The sequence below is a fragment of the Thiohalorhabdus sp. genome, from assembly GCF_036628635.1.
In the GTDB taxonomy this organism is placed as follows: domain Bacteria; phylum Pseudomonadota; class Gammaproteobacteria; order Thiohalorhabdales; family Thiohalorhabdaceae; genus Thiohalorhabdus.
The window spans coordinates 1-17204 of record NZ_JAZKRM010000028.1; the positions used below are offsets into that span (position 1 = coordinate 1).

14 protein-coding genes are annotated in these 17204 nt (G+C 70.3%); all 14 read right to left on the bottom strand.

Going from position 1 to position 17204, the window contains the following annotated elements:
- Positions 1-303: 303 nt before the first annotated feature.
- The 14 genes from V5A19_RS09735 to V5A19_RS09800 all read right to left on the bottom strand — a co-directional run bounded on the left by V5A19_RS09735 (position 304) and on the right by V5A19_RS09800 (position 17184).
- Positions 304-3387 carry an efflux RND transporter permease subunit gene (locus V5A19_RS09735; protein ID WP_332319069.1) on the bottom strand — a complete coding sequence of 1028 codons (3084 nt, stop codon included), beginning with the start codon at positions 3385-3387 and terminating at the stop codon, positions 304-306.
- A 51-nt stretch (positions 3388-3438) separates the two neighbouring features.
- Positions 3439-5055 (bottom strand): efflux RND transporter periplasmic adaptor subunit, encoded by a 1617-nt coding sequence (locus V5A19_RS09740; RefSeq protein WP_332319068.1) that lies wholly within the window; start codon positions 5053-5055, stop codon positions 3439-3441.
- Positions 5045-5326, bottom strand: coding sequence for a hypothetical protein (locus tag V5A19_RS09745; protein WP_332319067.1), 282 nt, complete (start codon positions 5324-5326; stop codon positions 5045-5047). The genes V5A19_RS09740 and V5A19_RS09745 overlap by 11 nt, the downstream gene beginning before the upstream one ends.
- Positions 5327-5385: 59 nt before the next feature.
- Entirely contained in the window at positions 5386-5736 is a 351-nt protein-coding gene (locus V5A19_RS09750) for a DUF3147 family protein (protein WP_332319066.1), read from the bottom strand.
- Between the two features lie 32 nt (positions 5737-5768).
- Entirely contained in the window at positions 5769-7043 is a 1275-nt protein-coding gene (locus V5A19_RS09755) for a TolC family protein (protein WP_332319065.1), read from the bottom strand.
- Between the two features lie 10 nt (positions 7044-7053).
- Complete coding sequence (locus V5A19_RS09760; protein WP_332319064.1) at positions 7054-8019, bottom strand: hypothetical protein; 966 nt, start codon at positions 8017-8019, stop codon at positions 7054-7056.
- Between the two features lies 1 nt (position 8020).
- Positions 8021-8419, bottom strand: a complete 399-nt coding sequence (locus V5A19_RS09765) for a BlaI/MecI/CopY family transcriptional regulator (RefSeq protein ID WP_332319063.1) — start codon at positions 8417-8419, stop codon at positions 8021-8023.
- Between the two features lie 260 nt (positions 8420-8679).
- Positions 8680-9009, bottom strand: a complete 330-nt coding sequence (locus V5A19_RS09770) for a P-II family nitrogen regulator (RefSeq protein ID WP_332319062.1) — start codon at positions 9007-9009, stop codon at positions 8680-8682.
- 60 nt (positions 9010-9069) lie between these two features.
- Positions 9070-12180, bottom strand: coding sequence for an efflux RND transporter permease subunit (locus tag V5A19_RS09775; RefSeq protein WP_332319061.1), 3111 nt, complete (start codon positions 12178-12180; stop codon positions 9070-9072).
- Between the two features lie 13 nt (positions 12181-12193).
- On the bottom strand, positions 12194-13381 hold the full coding sequence (locus V5A19_RS09780) for an efflux RND transporter periplasmic adaptor subunit (RefSeq protein ID WP_332319060.1): 1188 nt from the start codon (positions 13379-13381) through the stop codon (positions 12194-12196).
- Positions 13371-14684: a TolC family protein gene (locus V5A19_RS09785; RefSeq protein WP_332319059.1), complete on the bottom strand. Its 1314-nt coding sequence runs from the start codon at positions 14682-14684 to the stop codon at positions 13371-13373. Before V5A19_RS09785 ends, V5A19_RS09780 begins: the two co-directional genes overlap by 11 nt.
- 77 nt (positions 14685-14761) lie before the next feature.
- Entirely contained in the window at positions 14762-15076 is a 315-nt protein-coding gene (locus tag V5A19_RS09790; RefSeq protein WP_332319058.1) for a hypothetical protein, read from the bottom strand.
- Between the two features lie 91 nt (positions 15077-15167).
- Positions 15168-15665 carry a single-stranded DNA-binding protein gene (locus tag V5A19_RS09795; RefSeq protein ID WP_332319057.1) on the bottom strand — a complete coding sequence of 166 codons (498 nt, stop codon included), beginning with the start codon at positions 15663-15665 and terminating at the stop codon, positions 15168-15170.
- Between the two features lie 118 nt (positions 15666-15783).
- A complete protein-coding gene (locus tag V5A19_RS09800) occupies positions 15784-17184 on the bottom strand; it encodes an MFS transporter (RefSeq protein WP_332327775.1) in 1401 nt (466 codons plus the stop codon).
- Positions 17185-17204 lie beyond the last annotated feature (20 nt).

Below are 17204 nucleotides of genomic sequence, written 5' to 3' on the forward strand. Positions count from 1 at the left end.
ATCGCCATGCGCTTCCGCATGCGCTGACCCCCACCAATAATTAAGGCCCGGCCTATGGCCGGGCCTTAATGGCCTACATGCTCCGCTGTGGCGTCAGAATGGTTCTTCCCACCCCTTCGTTACCCAGTTGCGCGCCGAACCCCAGTTTTAATGGAAATCTGGATTTTAAAATTTACGCTACAAACCAAATTTGGAAAATTTTTCCCGGATCCACCCGGAATCCCGACCAAAAATTTACACCTCACACCGAGCCGGACTAGGCGCTCACCAGCCTCCTTGCATCGGGACTGCCTCCGCCCAGCCCTATTCCCTTGCCGCCGCCCCGAACTTAAGGTACAGCGCCGGCAGCACCACCATGTTCAGCACGGTGGAGGAAGCCAGGCCGAACAGGATGACCATGGCCATGGGCGCCTGGATCTCGCTGCCGGGCTCGCCGCCGCTCAGCGCCAGGGGCAGCAGGCCAAGCCCGGCGGACAGTGCGGTCATCAGGATGGGCACCAGCCGCTCCAGGGTGGCGCGACGCACCGCCCCCAGCGGCCCCTCCCCCTCCTTCTCCCGCAGGGTATGGATGTGGCCCACCAGCATGACGCCGTTGCGGGTGGCGATGCCGAACAGGGCGATGAAGCCGATCAGGGTGGCTACGGAGATCACTCCGCCGGCGACGAACAGGCCCGCGATGCCGCCGATCAGGGCCAGGGGCAAGTTGACCATGACCAGCACGGCGTCGCGCACGGAGTCGAAGGCCACGTACAGCAGCAGGAAGATCCCCGCCAGCACCGCCGCCCCCATCCACAGAAGGGCGCGGGTGGACTCCCGGGCCGCCTGGAACTGACCGCCGTACTCAATGCGGTAGCCGTTGGGCATGGCCACCTGCGCCGCCACCTTTTGCTGGACCTCACGCACAACGCCCACCAGATCGGCCTTGGCGACGTTGGCGATGACGAGCATCTTGCGCGCCACGTCCTCGCGCAGGATGGTGTTCGGTCCCCGGGTCTCGCGGATATCGGCCAGGGCGTGCAGTGGCACCTGAGTGCCGTCGTCGGTGGTGATGGGGGCTTCGCCGATGGCGTCGCGGTCGCCCTTGGCCGCCGGCGGGAAGCGCACCACCAGGTCGAAGGCCTGCTGGCCCTGGAGCACCCGGGAGACGGTGGTGCCGGTGAAGGCGGTGCGCACCGCCCGCCCCACCTCGCCCGTGGTCAGGCCGTGGCGGGCGATGGCGTCGCGGTCGAAGTCCACGGTCAGGAAGGGGATCTGGGCCCGCGGCTGACGCGCCAGGTCCACCACCCCCGGCACCTCCGCCATGACGCCCTTCACCTCCTTGGTCAAGTCGCGCAGCCGGTCCAGGTCGGGGCCGAACAGCTTCACGGCGATGTTGGCGCGGGTCCCGGAGAGCATGTGGTCGATGCGGTGGGACAGGGGCTGGCCGATGACGATGTTGGTGCCCGGCACCGCCTTCAGCTCCTGGCGCAGGTCGGCCAGCAGCTCGGCCTTGGGGCGGCCGTTCAGATCCAGGGAGACATCGATCTCGCTGGCGTACACCGCCTGGGCGTGCGGGTCCAGCTGCGCCCGGCCGGTGCGCCGGGCGGTGGAGGTCACTTCCGGGTGCTTCAGGAGGATGGCCTCCACCATGCCGCCGAGGCGGTCCGATTCCGCCAGCGCCGTGCCCGGCTGGGTCACGACACTGACGGTGAGCGAGCCTTCGTTGAACTCCGGCAGGAAGGACTGGCCGGACCAGGTCAGGGCCGCTCCCGCCCCGGTGAGAAGCAGCAGGGAAGCGGCGGTCAGCGCGCGCCAGCGGGGCAGGGTGGCGTCCAGGACCGGGGCGAAGGCCCGCTTGGTGCGTTCCACCATGCGTGGCTCGGAGCCCCGCCGCACGGTCCGGGAAAACGGCAGGGTGACGCTGGCCAGGGCGGGGGTGACGGTGATCGCTACCAGCAGGGAAGCGGCCAGGGCCACAATGTAGGCGAAGCCCAGCGGCCCCATGAACCGGCCCTCGATGCCGGGCAGGAAGAACAGCGGCGTGAATACCAGGATGATGATGACCGTGGCGAAGACGATGGAGCCCTGGATCTCGCGGGTGGCGTCCCCCACCACCTGGATGGCCGGCCGGCGCTCGCCCTCCGCACGGGCAGTGTTCTCCCGCAGGCGGCGGACGATGTTCTCCACCACGATGATGGCGTCGTCCACCACCGCGCCGATGGCGATGGCCAGGCCGCCCAGGGTCATGGTGTTGAGGGTACCGCCCATGCCGCGCAGGGCGAGCACCGCCGCCACCAGCGACAGCGGGATGGCCACCAGGCTCACCAGCCCGGCGCGCAGGCTGACCAGGAAGGCCAGGACCACCGCCACCACTAGAATGGCGCCGTCGCGCAGCGCCTCCAAGAGGTTGTCCACGGCGGTATGGATGAAATCCGCCTGCCGGAACAGGTCGGTCTTGAGCGCCACACCCTCCGGCAGGTCGCTGCGCATGGCCGCGACCTCGGCGTCCAGGCGCTCGGTGAGGGCCAGGGTGTTCACCCCCGGCTGCTTCTGCACCCCCAGGATCACGGCATCCTCGCCGTTGCGGGCGCCGGTGCCGCGCACCGGAGCGGCGCCGACGGTCACCTCGGCGAGGTCGCGGACCTTCACCGGGTGGCCGTCCCGCTCCGCCACCACCGTATTGCCGATCTCCTCGGGGTCAGACACCCGGCCCAGGCCGTGGATAAGCAGCTCGCGGCCGCTATCCACGGTGAAGCCGGCGGAAACATTGCGGTTGGTCTCCCCCACCGCTTCGATCACCCGGTTCAGGCCCACGCGGTGTGCGGCCAGGCGCTCGGGCTGCACCCGCACCTGGTACTGCTTGATTGCGCCGCCGATGGGGATCACCTGGGCTACCCCCGGCACCGCCAGCAGGCGGCGGCGAACCGTCCAGTCGGCGCTCGTGCGCAGGGCCATGGGATCGGCCTCGCCGGTCACCGCCAGGAACATCACCTCGCCCATCACCGAGGTTATCGGCGCCAGGGTGGGCTGGCCCGCCCCCGGGGGCAGCGCATCGCGCACCCCCTGCAGCTTCTCGGACACCACCTGCCGGGCCTTGTAGATGTCGGTGCCCCATTCGAATTCCACGGTCACCACCGAGATGCCCACCCCGGTGGAAGAGCGGATCCGGCGCACCCCGGCCGAGCCATTGAGGGCGGTCTCCACCGGGTAGGTGACCAGGCGCTCCACCTCCCGGGGCGCCATGTCGTGGGCCTCGGTGACCACGGTGACCCGGGGCGCGGTGAGCTCGGGGAACACGTCCACCGGGCTGCGCGTGGCCTCGTAGATCCCCCATCCCAGCAGCAGGACGGCCCCTACCAGAACGAACAGGCGGAACTTCAGGGACCACTGGACGATTTTTCCGATCATGGACGTTCCTGAACGGGGGATGGCAAGGCGGGGGATGGCTGCATCGGACCGCTAATGGGCATGGCCGTGCCCGGTGCCGCTATCGCCGCTGGCGGCCAAGCGGACCAGGTAGCTGCCCTGGGTCACCACCCGCTCGCCGGGCGCCAGGCCACTGGTAACGGCCACGTACGCCCCGGCGTGGATCCCGAGGGTCACCGGCCGGCGGGCGAAAGACTCACCGCCGGTCTGCACGTAGACCACCGGCTCCCCGGCCTCGCGCTGCACCGCCGCCTGCGGCACCGCCAGGGACCGCGTGGCTTTGCCGGTCCAGACCCGCACCGAGGCGCTGGTTCCGGCCCGCAGATCGCCCGGGTTGGGCAGGGCGAAGATGACGGGCACCGTGCGGGTGGCCGGGTCCACCGTCTCGCCGGCCGACAGCAGCCGTGCCTCATCGGCGGTATTCACGGTCAGCCGGCGATCGTAGCCGGTGGGCGTAAACCAGGCACCGCCGGGGGTGGCCAGGCGGGTTGCCTCGGCCTCGGGCACCCGGGCCTCGAGCCACAAGCGGTGGCGGTCCACCACCCGCATGAGGGCATCGCCCTGCGCCAGGGTGGTCCCCGGGGTAGCGGCCAGCTCCACCACGCGGCCGTCGGCTCCGGCGAGGACCGGCACCCCGGTCGGCCCTTCGGCCCCGGCGTCACCGTCCTGGTACTCGGCCAGCCGACGGCGTGCCGCCGCTAGCCGCGCCCGCGCCACCCGCTCACGGGAGCGGGCCTCGGCCACCCGGCGTTCGGGCACGGCGTCCTTGGCCAGCAGTCCCTCCAGGCGCCGCCGCTCCCGGCGGGCCGTGCGGTACTCGGATTCGCTCTCCGTCACTGCCACACGGAGGGTGGCAAGGTCCGTTCCGCTGCCCAGGCGGGGCACAATGCGGGCCAGCACCTTTCCCGCCTTCACCGGCTGTCCGGCCTCGGGGAAACCGCCCTCCGGGGCCTCCAGCCGTCCGGCCACGGGCGCGGTCACCCGCCGGTCGCCGCTCGGGGCGGCCCGCAGGGTGCCGGTGGCCGGCACCGTAGCGCGCAGCTTGCGCTCGGCGGCCACGGCGGTGCCGAAGGGCAGCCGCCACTGCTGCTCCTTAAGGAAGGCAATGCCGCCCTCGCCGCCGCCACCCCCGGCATCGGCCGGCACGGCATCGCGGCCGGGGTAGACGCGCACGCCCTCCACCCGGTGCACGCTGCGCCGGGCGCCCGCCTCCCAGGTCAGGACCAGGGTGAAGGTCCCCGCCTCGCGGGGCGTTACCGCCGGGGTGTAGAGCCCGTCCCGGGTGGGGCGGTCCACGCGGAAGCCGGCCACTGTCTGCCCGTCGCGCTTCAGGCGGACCGTGAGCCGGCCCGAATCCACCGGGCGGTAGCCGTCCAGCCAGCTGAGGTGGGCGGCGAAGCGGGAGGCCTCCCCGGTAACCAGAACCGGAAATTCCAGGAACAGCTCGGTGGCGTCGTTGAACCGGGTCACGGTCCGGCTCGGTCGCTCGGCCGCCGCCTCCGGGCTGCCCTGTCCGGTGGCGTGGTCGTGGCCGCCTCCCTCCCCGCCGTGGGGTTGCCCCGAGCCGCCGTCGCAAGCGGCGAGCAGCAGCGCCAGCAGGGCTGGGAGCAGGACCGCTGGATGGCGGCGGACGAAGCGCTCAATTGTCATGGGCGTGTCCGTGATCGCCCTGGCCCTGGTCGGTCTCGCCGTGACCGTGCTCGTCGTTACCCTGGTTGTCGTCGCCAAGGTCGTCAGGATCACCGGAGTCTTTGGCGTCCTCCCCGTCGCCCCCGCCGCCGTAGAAGGCCTCCGTCTCCGGGGCATCCTTTGCGCCGGAATCATGGCCCTGGCCGCCGGAATGGTCGTGGCCTTCGCCGGCGACGGCGGCACCGGTGCTCAGGGCGATGGCAAAAAGGCCGATCAAGAGGTTGTGCTTCATTACCGACTCCCGCTTTGGGTTGGGATGGAAACGGCCGCGCGGCCGAAGCCGAATGGGGATCAGATCTGGATGCCGAACCGGCCGAGCATCTGGACCATGCCCCAATAGGCAAGGGCCGTCGCGGCGATGGCGGCGATAAGGCTCAGGGGGAACGGCACCCCCCGATGCAGAAGCCACGGCAGGACCAGGAACAGCACCAGGGAGGGAAGAACCAGCCAGAAAATGCTGCTTGCCAGGGCGCTGATCCTGGCCACGTCCCCGGTCTCCACATGCAGCCAGACCATGGCCAGGACGGAGGTCAGGGGCACCGAGGCCAGGATTCCGCCGATCAGCGCGCTCCGTTTGGCCACCTCGGAGATGGCGACCACCAGGATCGCCGTGACGATGGTCTTGATCAGGTAATAGCCCATGCCCCCTTCTCCCCCTCTCGGCTGGCCAGAAATTACGGGCGGGCCCCGCCGGCGGTGCGGGCCAGGTCGATCCAGCTCGTGCGGGCGGCCCGGGCCATCTCCAGGGTGCGCAAGCGGGCGTCGAGCTGCCCGCGGTAGGCATCCAGCAGCTCAAGGATGCCCAGCTCCCCGGCGCGGTAGGCGGCCTCGGCGATCTCTGTCAGCTCCCGGGACTTGGCCAGGGCCTGTTGGCGGAATTCGGTGGTGGCCCCGGTCAGCTCCCGCGTTTGCCGCCACAGGCCGCCGACCTGGGCCCGGGCCCGCTCCAGCAGCCGCCGGTAGCGGGCTTCGGCCCGGGTCTGACGGGCAGCAGCCGCCGCTGCCTCGGTCTGGCCGCGATCGAAGGCCGGCAGGGGGACGGTGAGCTCCAGCAGGGAACCGTTGCCGTCGGCCCCGGGCTGATCCACGGTGGTGACTCCCAGGCCCACTGTGACGTCGGGCACCCAGCCCCGCCCCGCCGCCCGCTGCGCCAACCCCGCTGCGCGCGCCTCGGCCTGCAGGCGGCGCAGATCGGCGCGCCGGTCCAGGGCCTTGCGGTAGCGGGCCAGAGAGGTCACCTTCTCGGGGCGCAAGGTCCCGGTGACGTTTTCGGGGAGACCGGAGGCATCGGGCAGCAGGGCACGCAGCCCGGATCGGGCGCGCCCCTGTTCGGCCCGCGCTTGACGCAGCCGGGCCCGAAGGGTCGCCTGCTCGCGCTCCAGCCGGCGCTGGTCGTACCCCGAGGCGGCGCCGGCCCGGCGGCGCTCGGCCACGATGCCGGCCACCCGGTCCAGGCGCCCGAGACTTTCCTGCAAGGCATCCACCCGCCGCTGGTGGAAAAGCACCGCGTAGAAGCGCTCGCGGACCCGAGCACGGCGCTCCAGGCGCGTCCGGGCGTTGCCCCGGCGCACCCCCTCGGCGCGGACCCGGGCCGCCCGAGTACGCAGGCCCCGCTGGCCGGAGAGATCGAATTCCTGGGAAAGGCTGTAGAAGCGCTGGGTGGTATCGCCCCCGTCTACCGAATAGCGCTCCTGGGAAAGGCTCAGCCGCGGGTTGGGCCACAGCGATGCCTCCCGGGCCCGGCTCTCCGCCAGATCCACCTTCGCCTGGAGCTCCCGCTGCAAGGGCGAGCTATTCGCCGACAGCCGCAGGGCCCGCTCGATGGTGAGCGGGGATTCGGCGCCTGCCGGGCCCGGGGCCAGCGCGGCAACCAGGAGCAGGCCGAGAGCGAAAAACCGACCGGCGATCGGTTCTTTTGCCGTACCGGCAGGAATTCGGGGTAAGCTCATGGGGGTTCCTTCAGATGGTGCCCAGGAGGGTTTCCAGGCCATGGTGGAGCTGGGGGGAGAAGGCGAACAAAGCCAGTCCCACCCCGGCCAAAATGAGCCCCACTCCCCACCAGGGTTTCAGCCCGGCAGGACTCTCCTCCAAAAGCGCTTGAACCCGGGCCTCTAAGGGATCCCCCGTTAACTCCGCCCCCGGTGCGGAGACGGGGCGTAGGCGAGCCACTGCCAGCAGCGCCTCGGCCACGGTGAGCCGGTCGCCCACGGTCCGGGCGGCCGCCTCGTCGGCGGCGCGCTCCACGGCGAGCCCGAGCTCCCGGTAAAGGGTTCGCCCGGTTCCCGGGAGGTGCCCAGCCGTCCCCAGCCGGGCCAGGGCCAGCCGCAGCGGATCCCGCCGGCGCTGGTGCGCGGCCTCATGGGCGTGTACCACGCTATCCTGCTGCGGGGATAAATGGTCCAGGAGGCAGCGGGAGAACAGCACGGTGGGCCGCAGCAGGCCCACCGTTGCGGCCACGGGACGCGCGGTTTCCAGAACCCGAACCCCTGCGTCTTGCTCCGCCGCGGCCACCCGGCGCAGTGTCCGCCAATGCTGGTTGCTCCGCGCCAGCGCCCATGCTTTGTAGGCCCCACCCACGGCCAGCACGGCGCCCAGCACGCCCAGCAGTGTATTCGCCCCGGGGATCTCCAGCGTGGTGCCGGGGTGCAGCAGGCAGAGGTGGCTGTGATGGCTACCGTGGAGCAGGCAGTGGTCAGCCATTAGACCCACTGCGGCCAGGAGGGACGGAGCGACCACAACGGTCACCGCCAGCAGGCCGGCCAGCAGGGGGAAAAGCGCCCAGATCAGCAGGAGATTGGCCCGCTGCTCCACGGGCGTGCGCTGCAACAGGGACAGGGCCCTGGGCCGGACAAGGTGGCTGAGGGCTGCGGCCATGGCTCCAGCCACCAGCCCCAACGCCGCCAGGATCAAAACCAGAGAGGCCATGTCAGTCCGGATCCCCGGTGCCCTGGGCCCGCTTGCGGGCGATCAGGGCCTCCAGGCGGTCGAGGCCCGCCTCATCCCGCTCGGCCGCGAAGTCCACGAAGGCGGTCAGCAGGGTATCGGCGGCCTCCTTGCCGGCCACCGGTGCTGTGGCCCCCTCGATCAGCCGGCCCAGCAATTCCTCGCGGCCCAGGGCAGGGCGGTAAATATAGGCGTGACCTTCCTTGGTCCGGTGCAGGAGGCCCTTGCGGTAGAGCCGTTCCAGCGTGGACTGCACGGTGTTGAGGGAGATGTCCCGGGGCCCGCCCAAACGGGAATGGACGGCCTTGGCGTGATCCGCGCCCACCGACCACAGATCCTCCAGCGTCGCCACCTCCAGCTCACCGAGCCGTAGCGTTTGCATGCTGCGCCCTCCCAAAAACCGATCACTGATCGGTTTTACAGCACGAATGCGGCCCCGGCAACCCCGCGAAGGGCCATCCCCCGAAACGGGCATGGCGCACGGTTTGGCCGGGAGAAGCTGGCCATTGCCTCCTCGGGGGATGGGCCGAGGATCCATTGGGGCGGCCGACCCGCCGAGCCAGGGACCTAAGCCGGCCGCGGCTTCGATTGCCGAATCCACCGCCACTTAAGCGGGGGGAGCGCCGCCAGCCGACCCCCACCTTAGCCATCGAGTACCTGCTCGCCGAAGGCGCCGTCGCTGATGCGGTAGGCCCCGGCCAGCTCGCTCACAAGGACCTTGCCGTCGCCGGGATGACCGGCCTGGGTGCGGGCGTGCTTGAGGACGGTGTCCACCACCCGGTCGAACGAATCGTCGCTTACGTCCACCTCCAGCTTGGCCATGCGGGTTCGCTCCAGGGTATCCCCGCCCGGGCGGTGGCCGTAGGCCTGGACGTCCAGCACCGTCACTCCGGGCGGCCCGGGGAGCTTGCCGAGGGCGTCCACTACCTGATCCACCATCGCCTCGCGGATATACGCCTTGATCTCTTTCATGGATATTCCCTCCAGTAGAAGGGGGACGGACCATGCCCGTCCCCACAAAGTGGGCGGCAGTCAGACTTCCACCTCTTCACGCGGCATGGCGAACCAGCGGTAGACCGCCGGCAGTACCAGCAGGGTGAGCGCCGTGGAGGTCACCAGACCGCCGATCACCACCGCGGCCAGCGGCCGCTGCACGTTGGCGCCGATGCCGTTGGCCAGCAGCAGCGGGATGAGGCCGAGGATGGCCACGCTGGCGGTCATCAGCACCGGCCGCAAACGGTGCATGGCGCCGGTCTTGACCGCCTCCTCCATCTCCAGGCCCTGATCGCGCAGCTGGTTGATGTAGGACACCAGCACCACGCCGTTCAGCACGGCCACGCCGAACACCGCGATGAAGCCCACAGCCCCGGCCACCGACAGGTACATGCCGGAGACCCACAGGGCGACGATGCCGCCGGTGACGGCGATGGGCACGTTGAGGAAGATCAGCGTGGCGTAGCGCAGGCTGCCGAAGGCGGAGAACAGCATGAGGAAGATCAGCGCCAGCGTGATGGGGACCACGACGTACAGCCGCTTCATCGCCCGCTGCTGGTTCTCGAACTGGCCGCCGTACTCCACGAAGTAGCCCGGCGGCAGGTCCACCTCCTGCTCCACCTTCTTCTGGAGGTCGCTGACCACGCTGCCCATGGCCCGGCCGCGGACGTTGAGCTGCACGAACACCCGGCGGCTGGCCTTGGCGCGCGAGACCTTCTTCGGTCCGACATAGGTCTCCACGTTGGCCACCCGGGACACCGGGATGAGGTTGCCCTTGGCGGTGCGGATGGGCAGGTTCTGGATCCCGGATAGCTGCAGGTCATCCCTGGCCGCCTCCTTGAGGCGCAGGAAGATATCGAAGCGCCGGATGCCCTCGAACACCTGCCCCACCGATTCGCCGCCGATGCCGGTCTCCACGGTCTCCAGCACCTTGTCCACGGGGATGCCGTAGCGGGCTAAAGCCTGCCGGTCGGGCCGGATGACGATCTGCGGCTTGCCCCCCTGCTGCTGCATGCGCACGTCCACGGCGCCCTCGGTGCCCTTGGCGATCTCGGTGACCCGTTCCCCCACTTTGGCGAGCTTATCGAGGTCCTCGCCGAAGATGGAGACCACCACCTGCGCCATGACCCCGGAGAGTAGCTCGTCGGTGCGCAGCTGGATGGGCTGGGAGAAGTTGTTGGCCAGGCCCGGGACCTGCTCGTTGACCTTGGCCGCCATGGCCGATTGCAGCTCCTCGTAGCTGCGGCCGCTTTGCCACTTTTCCAGCGGCTTGAGATTGACCGTGGTGGCCACCACGTTCACCGGCTCCGGGTCGCCGCCCACCTCGGCGCGGCCCACCCGCGAGTAGGCGCTCTCCACCTCCGGGAAGGTCCCCATGACTTTCTGAACGCGCTTGGCGTAGTCGATGGAGGTGGGCAGGTTGGCACCGGGCGGCAGGGTGGAGCGCACCATGTAGGTGCCCTCGCGCAGGGTGGGCACGAAGGTGGTACCGAGGAAGGGGAACAGCGCCAGGCTGCCGGCGAACACGACCGTGGCGCCGCCCACCACCCACACCGGGTGGCGGTAGACGCCGTTCAGCAGCGGCCGGTAGGCGGCCTTGATCCACCCCACCAGGCGCGGCTCGCGGGGCTCGGTACTCCTCGAGAAGACGTAGCTGGCCAGCACCGGCACCATGGTCAGGGCCAGGATCAGCGCCCCCACCAGGGCGAAGGCGATGGTGTAGGCCATGGGCGAGAACATCTTGCCCTCCACCCCCTGCAGGGTGAACAGGGGGAGGAAGACGATGATGATGATGCTGATGCCGAAGGCGATGGGCCGGCCCACCTCGCGCGCCGCCTCGCCGGTGAGGCGCAGCATGGAGACGTCCTCGCCTTTTCGCTCCTCCAGGTGGCGGAAGATGTTCTCCACCATCACCACCGCGCCGTCCACCATCATGCCGATGCCGATGGCCAGCCCCCCGAGGCTCATGAGATTGGCCGACATCCCCATGAAACGCATGGCGATGAAGGCCACCAAAGTGGCCAGCGGCAGGCTGGCGATGACGATGAGAGTGGAGCGCAGGTTGCCCAGGAACAGGTAGAGGAAGATCAGCACCAGCACCACCCCCTCGAGCAGGGCGTCCTCCACCGTGCCCACGGCCTTCTCCACCAGGTCGCCCTGGGAGTAGTACGGCACCGCCTCCATGCCCTCGGGCAGGGCCTTGTTCACCGCCTCCAGCTTGTGGTTGACGTCCTCGAGCAGCTTCTGAGTGTTGGCATAGATCAGCTTGAGGACGTAGCCGCCCACCGACTCCTCGCCGCCCGCCACCTGGGCGCCGCGGCGGATGGCGGGGCCGAATTCGACGCTGGCCACATCGCCCACGGTCACCGGCGTGCCGCCGTGCTCGTGGACCACGATGTTGCGCAGGTCGGCCAGCCCCTTCTCGCCGGGCTCCACCCAGCCGTAGCCGCGGATGATGTGCTCCTCGCCGCCGCGATTGATGAAGGAGCCACCCACGTTGCGGTTGTTGGTGGCGATGGCGCCGCGCACGTCGGCGATGGTGAGGTCATGGGCTTGCAGGCCCTGCTGGTCCAGTCGCACCTGGTACTGCTTCTTATAGCCGCCCAGGGACAGGACGCCGGTGACATTGGGCACCGTGCGCAGCATGGGCTTGGCGATCCAGTCCTGGGCGGTGCGCAGCTCGGTGAGGCTGTGGTTGTAGCCCTCCTTGCTCTTGACCCGGTACAGCAGGACCCGCCCCAGGCCGGTTGTGATCGGCCCGAGCTGGGGCTCTCCTAAGCCAGGGGGAATCCCCTCCTTGGCCTTGGCCAGGCGCTCCATCACCAGCCGCCGGGCGAAGTAGATGTCGGTGCCTTCCTCGAAGTACACGTTCACCCGGGACAGGCCGAAGATGGAGGTGGACTGCACCCGCTTGAGCCCGGGCAGGCCGTACATGCTGATCTCGATGGGGTAGCTGATCAGCGTCTCCACGTCCACCGGCGACAGCCCCGGGCTCGAGGTGTAGATCTGCACCATGGGCGGGGTGACGTCGGGGAAGGAGTCGATGGGCACGCGGTTGAACGACATGGTGCCCGCCACCGCCAGGCCGGCCACCAGCACCAGCACCATGAGCCGGTTGCGCAGGGCGAGATTGATCAGGCGTTCGATCATCGATATTCCCCCCCTAGTGGCCGTGCGCGGCGCTGCGGCCGCTGGCGGTGAGCGCGGCCTTCAGGTCGAAGGCGCCCTGGACCACCAGGCGGTCCCCGGGCTTCAGGCCCTTGAGCACCTCCACCCGCTTGCCGGCCTCCTGGCCGAGGGTCACGGCCACGGCCCGGAAGTGCCCGGCCTTTTTACCCGGCACGAACACCATGGGCCGGTCCTTGATGGTCTGGACCGCGTCCACCGGCACCATGGCGACGTTGCCGTCGGCCCGGGTGGTCACGGTGGCCTTGCCGAACATGCCCGCTTTCAGCAGGCCGTCGGTGTTGGCCACTACCGCCCGCACGCGAAGGGTCCGGGTCTGGGCGTCCAGCTCCCGCGAGATCCAGTCGATGGTGCCCGTGAAGCGCCGCTCCGGCAGGGCCCGAGAGCGGAAGCGCACCTTCTGGCCGGTGGCCAGCACCGGGATGTGGCGCTCGTAGGCCTCGAGCATGACCCAGACCTTGCTGGTGTCCACCACGTGGATGGGGGTTTCGGCGGGGCCCACGGTCTGGCCCGGGGTCAAATCCCGCTTCTGCACCACCCCCGCCAGCGGGCTGGTGAGGCGGTAGCGGGACAGCGGTCGGTCGCTGCCCGCCTCGATCCCCTGAACCTGCTGCCGTGAGAGGCCGTACAGGCGCAGCTCCTCCACGGCGGCATCGCGACGGGCCCGGGCCTCGCGAAAACGGCCGCGGGCATCGAGCAGCTCGGCCTGGGAGCTGATCTGCTTCTCCGCCAGCTCCTGCTGGCGGCGGTAGTCGGCCCGCGCCGTCTCGAAGGTGGCCTGGGCGGTCAGGTAGCGCGCCTTGGCCTTGCCCAGGGCGACGCTGTCCATGACCGCCACGATCTCCCCTTGGGTCACGCGGGTGCCGAGTGCCTTGGTCACCCGCACCACCTTGGCGCGCAGGCGGGGTCCGACCTTGGCCACGCGGTCGGGGTCGAAGCGGACGGTTGCCGGCATCCGCAGGGTGCCCGCGGCGCTGCCGGCGGCGGCCTCGGCCACCTCGAGGTCGAGGCGGCTGCGCTGCTTCTCGGATAGGTGGAGCTTGTGGGCCCCGCCGCCGGAATGGCCGCCCTTCTGGTCAGCGTGGCCGTCGGCGGCCCAGGCGGGATTGGCGGTCAGGATGCCAGCGACAATCAGGGCCCGTATCAGATGGCGTTCAGTTCGCATCGTCGGAAGTCTCCGTCGGGTCGCCGGCGGCCTTGCCGGGCTGGGGGCCCAGGGCGATGAGGCCGCCGGTGGCGCGTTCGAGGTCGGTGGCGGCGGTTACCAGGGCGCCGAGGGCGTCGAGGTAGTCGCGCCGGACGTTGAGGAGGTTGTCGCGGGCGGCGGTGACGGCGGGAACGCCCACCTCGCCGGCCCGCAGGGCATCCTGGGTGAGCGCCAGATTCTGTTCGGCGCTGTCCAGAACCGCCCCTTTGAGGGCGCTCAAACGCTTGCGGGCGCCGCGGTACTCGGCCAGGGCCTGGGCCACCTCGCGGCGCACGGTGATGCGCAGGGCATCGGCTTCGAGCTGGGCCTGCTGCAGCCGGGCGGCCGCCGCCTCCTGCTCGCCGCCGTAGCGGTGCAGGGCCGGGATGGGCGCGGAGACGCCGCCGCCGGCGACGTCGGCGCCCTCCTCGCGCTTGTAGAAGCCGAACACGGTGAGGTTGGGGATGAGCTGGCGCTCGGACAGGGTCAGCGCCTTGCGGGCCGCGGCCACCTCCCGCGCCGCGGCGGCCAGGTCGTCGCGGCGCTTCAGGGCCTGGCCCAGAAGCGCCCGGCGGTCGGGCAGGTCCAGGGAACGTCCCCGGATCTCGCCGGCCACCTTGAGCTCACGGGCGGGGTCGGCCGCCATCAGCTCGAGCAGGCGCACCCGGGCACGCTCGGCCTGGGTGCGGGCCTCGGCCAGGGTGGCCTCGGCCCGGCCCACGCCGATGCGGGCGGTGTTGGCCGCCAGCCGGGTGGCCTCGCCCGCCGCCAGGCGGTCCCGGGCGTAGGTCTGGAAGTCCCGGGAGATTTCCAGAACCCGCTCGGCGGTGGCTACCGCCTTGCGGGCCACCAGGAGGTCCAGGAAGGCCCGGCGGGTGCGGGCGGCGATGGTGGTCTGCAGGAAGGCGAGCCGGGCCCGGGCGCTGTCCATCCGGGCCTCGGCGGCGGCGATGCCGAGGTCGCGCTTGCCGCCGGTAAACAGGGTCTGGGAAAGGCGGATGCCGAGGTCGGTGGTGGTCTCCGCATCGCCCCGGCGGCTGGCCGCATTTAGGGACAGCTCCGGATTGGTGGGCACGATACGCGCCGCATGAGCACGCTCGCCGCGACGGATACCCACCTGCTGGCGCGCCTGCTTGACGGCGAGATTGCTGGTCAGGGCCCGCTCGAGGGCCTGGTCGAGGTGCAGCGGTTGGGGCAGATCATCGGCCGGCGCCGCCTGGCCCACAACGGGGCCGGCGAACACCGCCACGACGACCGCCCAAAGGACGGTTCGACGGTACATGGGGCTGAATCCTCAATGGTGTCGCGTCTGCCGCCGCCCGAAGGGGACGGGGCGCGAAAGGACGGTACGTTGAGGGCTCAGCCTCTGGGGGGCTGGGTCGGGGGCTCGGCGTGGAGGGAGGAAACGGGGGCCCGGTAAGGGGGCAGCTCTCCGCTCACGGGCTGCCCGGCGAGCATAGAATGGTCCCGGTGGACCGCTACAAAATGGACGGGGGAGTGGCCGCAGTGGGTGCCGGCGGAGGGTGCCTGGGTGTCGGTGTCGCCGCCAGGGGTTACCGGCGCCTGCTGATGCGTTCCGTCGCCCTCGAAATGGCCGACGTGCCCCTCGAACGCCCAGGCGGACTGGGCGAGCAAGAGGGCGACCATCAGGATCCATCCGAGGGCGTAGCGCATGGAGGCGACCCTGCCATGGAGAAGGGGGCCTGGCAAGCTCGTTCGGTGCCGGTTTCGGGGCCGGCGCCATTGGAAAGCCCGGTGGGTCGCGTCAGAACGGGATGTCGTCCTCGAAGTCCTGATCGAAGTCGGGCTGGCCGCCGCCCGAACCGCCGCCGCTGTCCCCGCCCTGAGCGGGGGCCGTCTGGTCGAATTCGCTCGGCGCCGACTGATCCCAGGAGCCGCCGCCCCCGCCGCGGCCGCCGCCACCACCGCCACCACCGAGCATCTGCATCTCGTTGGCGACAACCTCGGTGGTGTAGCGGTCCTGGCCATTGTTGTCCTGCCACTTGCGCGTCTGCAGGCGGCCCTCGATGTAGCATTGCGAGCCCTTGCGCAGGTACTCGCCGGCGATCTCGGCCAGGCGGGAGAACATCACCACCCGGTGCCATTCCGTTTCTTCCTGCTGCTGACCATCACGATCCCGATAGCGCCGCGTCGTGGCCAGGGACAGGTTGGCCACGGCGTTGCCGCTGCCGGTGTAGCGCATCTCGGGGTCGCGGCCCAGATTGCCGATCAGGATGACCTTGTTAACGCCGCCGCTCGCCATGGCGATCCCCTTCTTGATGGAGGCGCCCCGCCACTAAACCTGGCAAGCCATTGCCCCTAGCCTGGAGCCTTAAAAGTTTAATGGCGGGGCACCTACGGTTATTGGTTTCCCCGCTTCCTCAGCCCGCGGCCTCCGCGGCCTCGGCGCGCACCCAGTCCAGCGCCTGCCGGAGGCCGTCTTCGTCGACCCGTGTGCTGTCCACCTTGCAGTAGACGGTACCCTCATCTTCGAACACGCGGGCCTCGACCACCCCATCCACATGCCGCAGCCCACGCTCCAGGGCACGGGCGTCCTTCGCCGCCAGCACCCCCACCGACAGCAGGCGGGTGACCAGATAGTGCGGGGCCGGGCCGGAGAGTGCCACTCCCGCCCAAACGATGGCCACCGCGGCGCCGACGATGAACACGCCCTCGGCCCCGTAGACCCCGGCCAGAGCGCCCCCCACCGTGCCGCCTAGGAAGGCGCCGAAGAACTCGGCCATATTGTAGATCCCCACCGCGGTGCCCTTGGCGGCCGCGGGGGCGGCCTTGGAGATGAGCGAGGGCAGGCTCGCCTCCAGCACGTTGAACGCCGTGAAGAAGGCCGCCAAGGTCAAGCCGATCCCCCAGACCGAGCGCGGCACCTCGGCCAACCCTAGCAGGGCCACCACCAGCAGCGCGATGGCCCCGATGAACACCGGCTGCATGCGCCGCTTGGCCTCGGCGACGAACACCAGCGGAAACATGAGCACGGCTGATGCCAGCATCACCGGCAAGTACAGCTGCCACTGCCGGTCGGTGCCCAGCTCCAGATGGGTAACCAGCAGGGGCGGCACCACCACGAAGATGGCGGTAAGGATGAAGTGCAGGGCGAAGATGCCAAAATCCAGCCGCAGCAGCATGGGGCTGCGCAACACCTCGCCGAGCATGGCGCGGCTCAGCTGGGCGTCGCGGTGGTGGCGGCTTACCTCGGGCTCGGGCACCACCAGATAGAGCACGCCGATAGCGGCCAGGCTCAGCACCCCGGTGAGCCAGAAGATGCCCGGGACCCCCAGCCAGTGGGCGAGGCTGGGGCCCGCCACCAGCGAGATGGCGAAGGAGGCGCCGATGGTCATGCCAATCAGGGCCATGGCGCGGGTGCGCGTCTCCTCCCGGGTGAGATCGGCCACCATGGCGATTATCGCGGCGGCGATGGCACCCGCTCCCTGCAGGGCCCGTCCCAGCAGGAGCAGAAAGATGTCGTCCGCTACCGCCGCCACCACCGAGCCGGCGGCGAAGACCACCAGACCGAAGGCGATCACCGGCTTGCGCCCGAAGCGGTCGGAGGCGGCGCCGAAGGGGACCTGGAGCAGGGCCTGGGTGAGGCCGTAGACGCCCAGGGCCGTGCCCACCAGCAGCGGCGTGGCGCCGGGCAGGTCGTGAGCGTACAGGGCCAGGACGGGGAGGATCAGGAACAGGCCCAGCATGCGCAGGCCGAAGATCCCGGCGAGGGCCAGGGCCGACCGGCGCTCGACCGGAGCCATCCGGATGCGTTCGCTCAATAGGGCTGCCCTCGCTGGAG

Coding starts and splice junctions, on each gene's coding strand:
- V5A19_RS09755 (WP_332319065.1), bottom strand. CDS start 7,043: ATGAGCTTACCCCGAATTCCTGCCGGTACGGCAAAAGAACCGATCGCC.
- V5A19_RS09775 (WP_332319061.1), bottom strand. CDS start 12,180: ATGATCGAACGCCTGATCAATCTCGCCCTGCGCAACCGGCTCATGGTG.
- V5A19_RS09750 (WP_332319066.1), bottom strand. CDS start 5,736: ATGGGCTATTACCTGATCAAGACCATCGTCACGGCGATCCTGGTGGTC.
- V5A19_RS09795 (WP_332319057.1), bottom strand. CDS start 15,665: ATGGCGAGCGGCGGCGTTAACAAGGTCATCCTGATCGGCAATCTGGGC.
- V5A19_RS09745 (WP_332319067.1), bottom strand. CDS start 5,326: ATGAAGCACAACCTCTTGATCGGCCTTTTTGCCATCGCCCTGAGCACC.
- V5A19_RS09760 (WP_332319064.1), bottom strand. CDS start 8,019: ATGGCCTCTCTGGTTTTGATCCTGGCGGCGTTGGGGCTGGTGGCTGGA.
- V5A19_RS09785 (WP_332319059.1), bottom strand. CDS start 14,684: ATGTACCGTCGAACCGTCCTTTGGGCGGTCGTCGTGGCGGTGTTCGCC.
- V5A19_RS09740 (WP_332319068.1), bottom strand. CDS start 5,055: ATGACAATTGAGCGCTTCGTCCGCCGCCATCCAGCGGTCCTGCTCCCA.
- V5A19_RS09790 (WP_332319058.1), bottom strand. CDS start 15,076: ATGCGCTACGCCCTCGGATGGATCCTGATGGTCGCCCTCTTGCTCGCC.
- V5A19_RS09770 (WP_332319062.1), bottom strand. CDS start 9,009: ATGAAAGAGATCAAGGCGTATATCCGCGAGGCGATGGTGGATCAGGTA.
- V5A19_RS09765 (WP_332319063.1), bottom strand. CDS start 8,419: ATGCAAACGCTACGGCTCGGTGAGCTGGAGGTGGCGACGCTGGAGGAT.
- V5A19_RS09735 (WP_332319069.1), bottom strand. CDS start 3,387: ATGATCGGAAAAATCGTCCAGTGGTCCCTGAAGTTCCGCCTGTTCGTT.
- V5A19_RS09780 (WP_332319060.1), bottom strand. CDS start 13,381: ATGCGAACTGAACGCCATCTGATACGGGCCCTGATTGTCGCTGGCATC.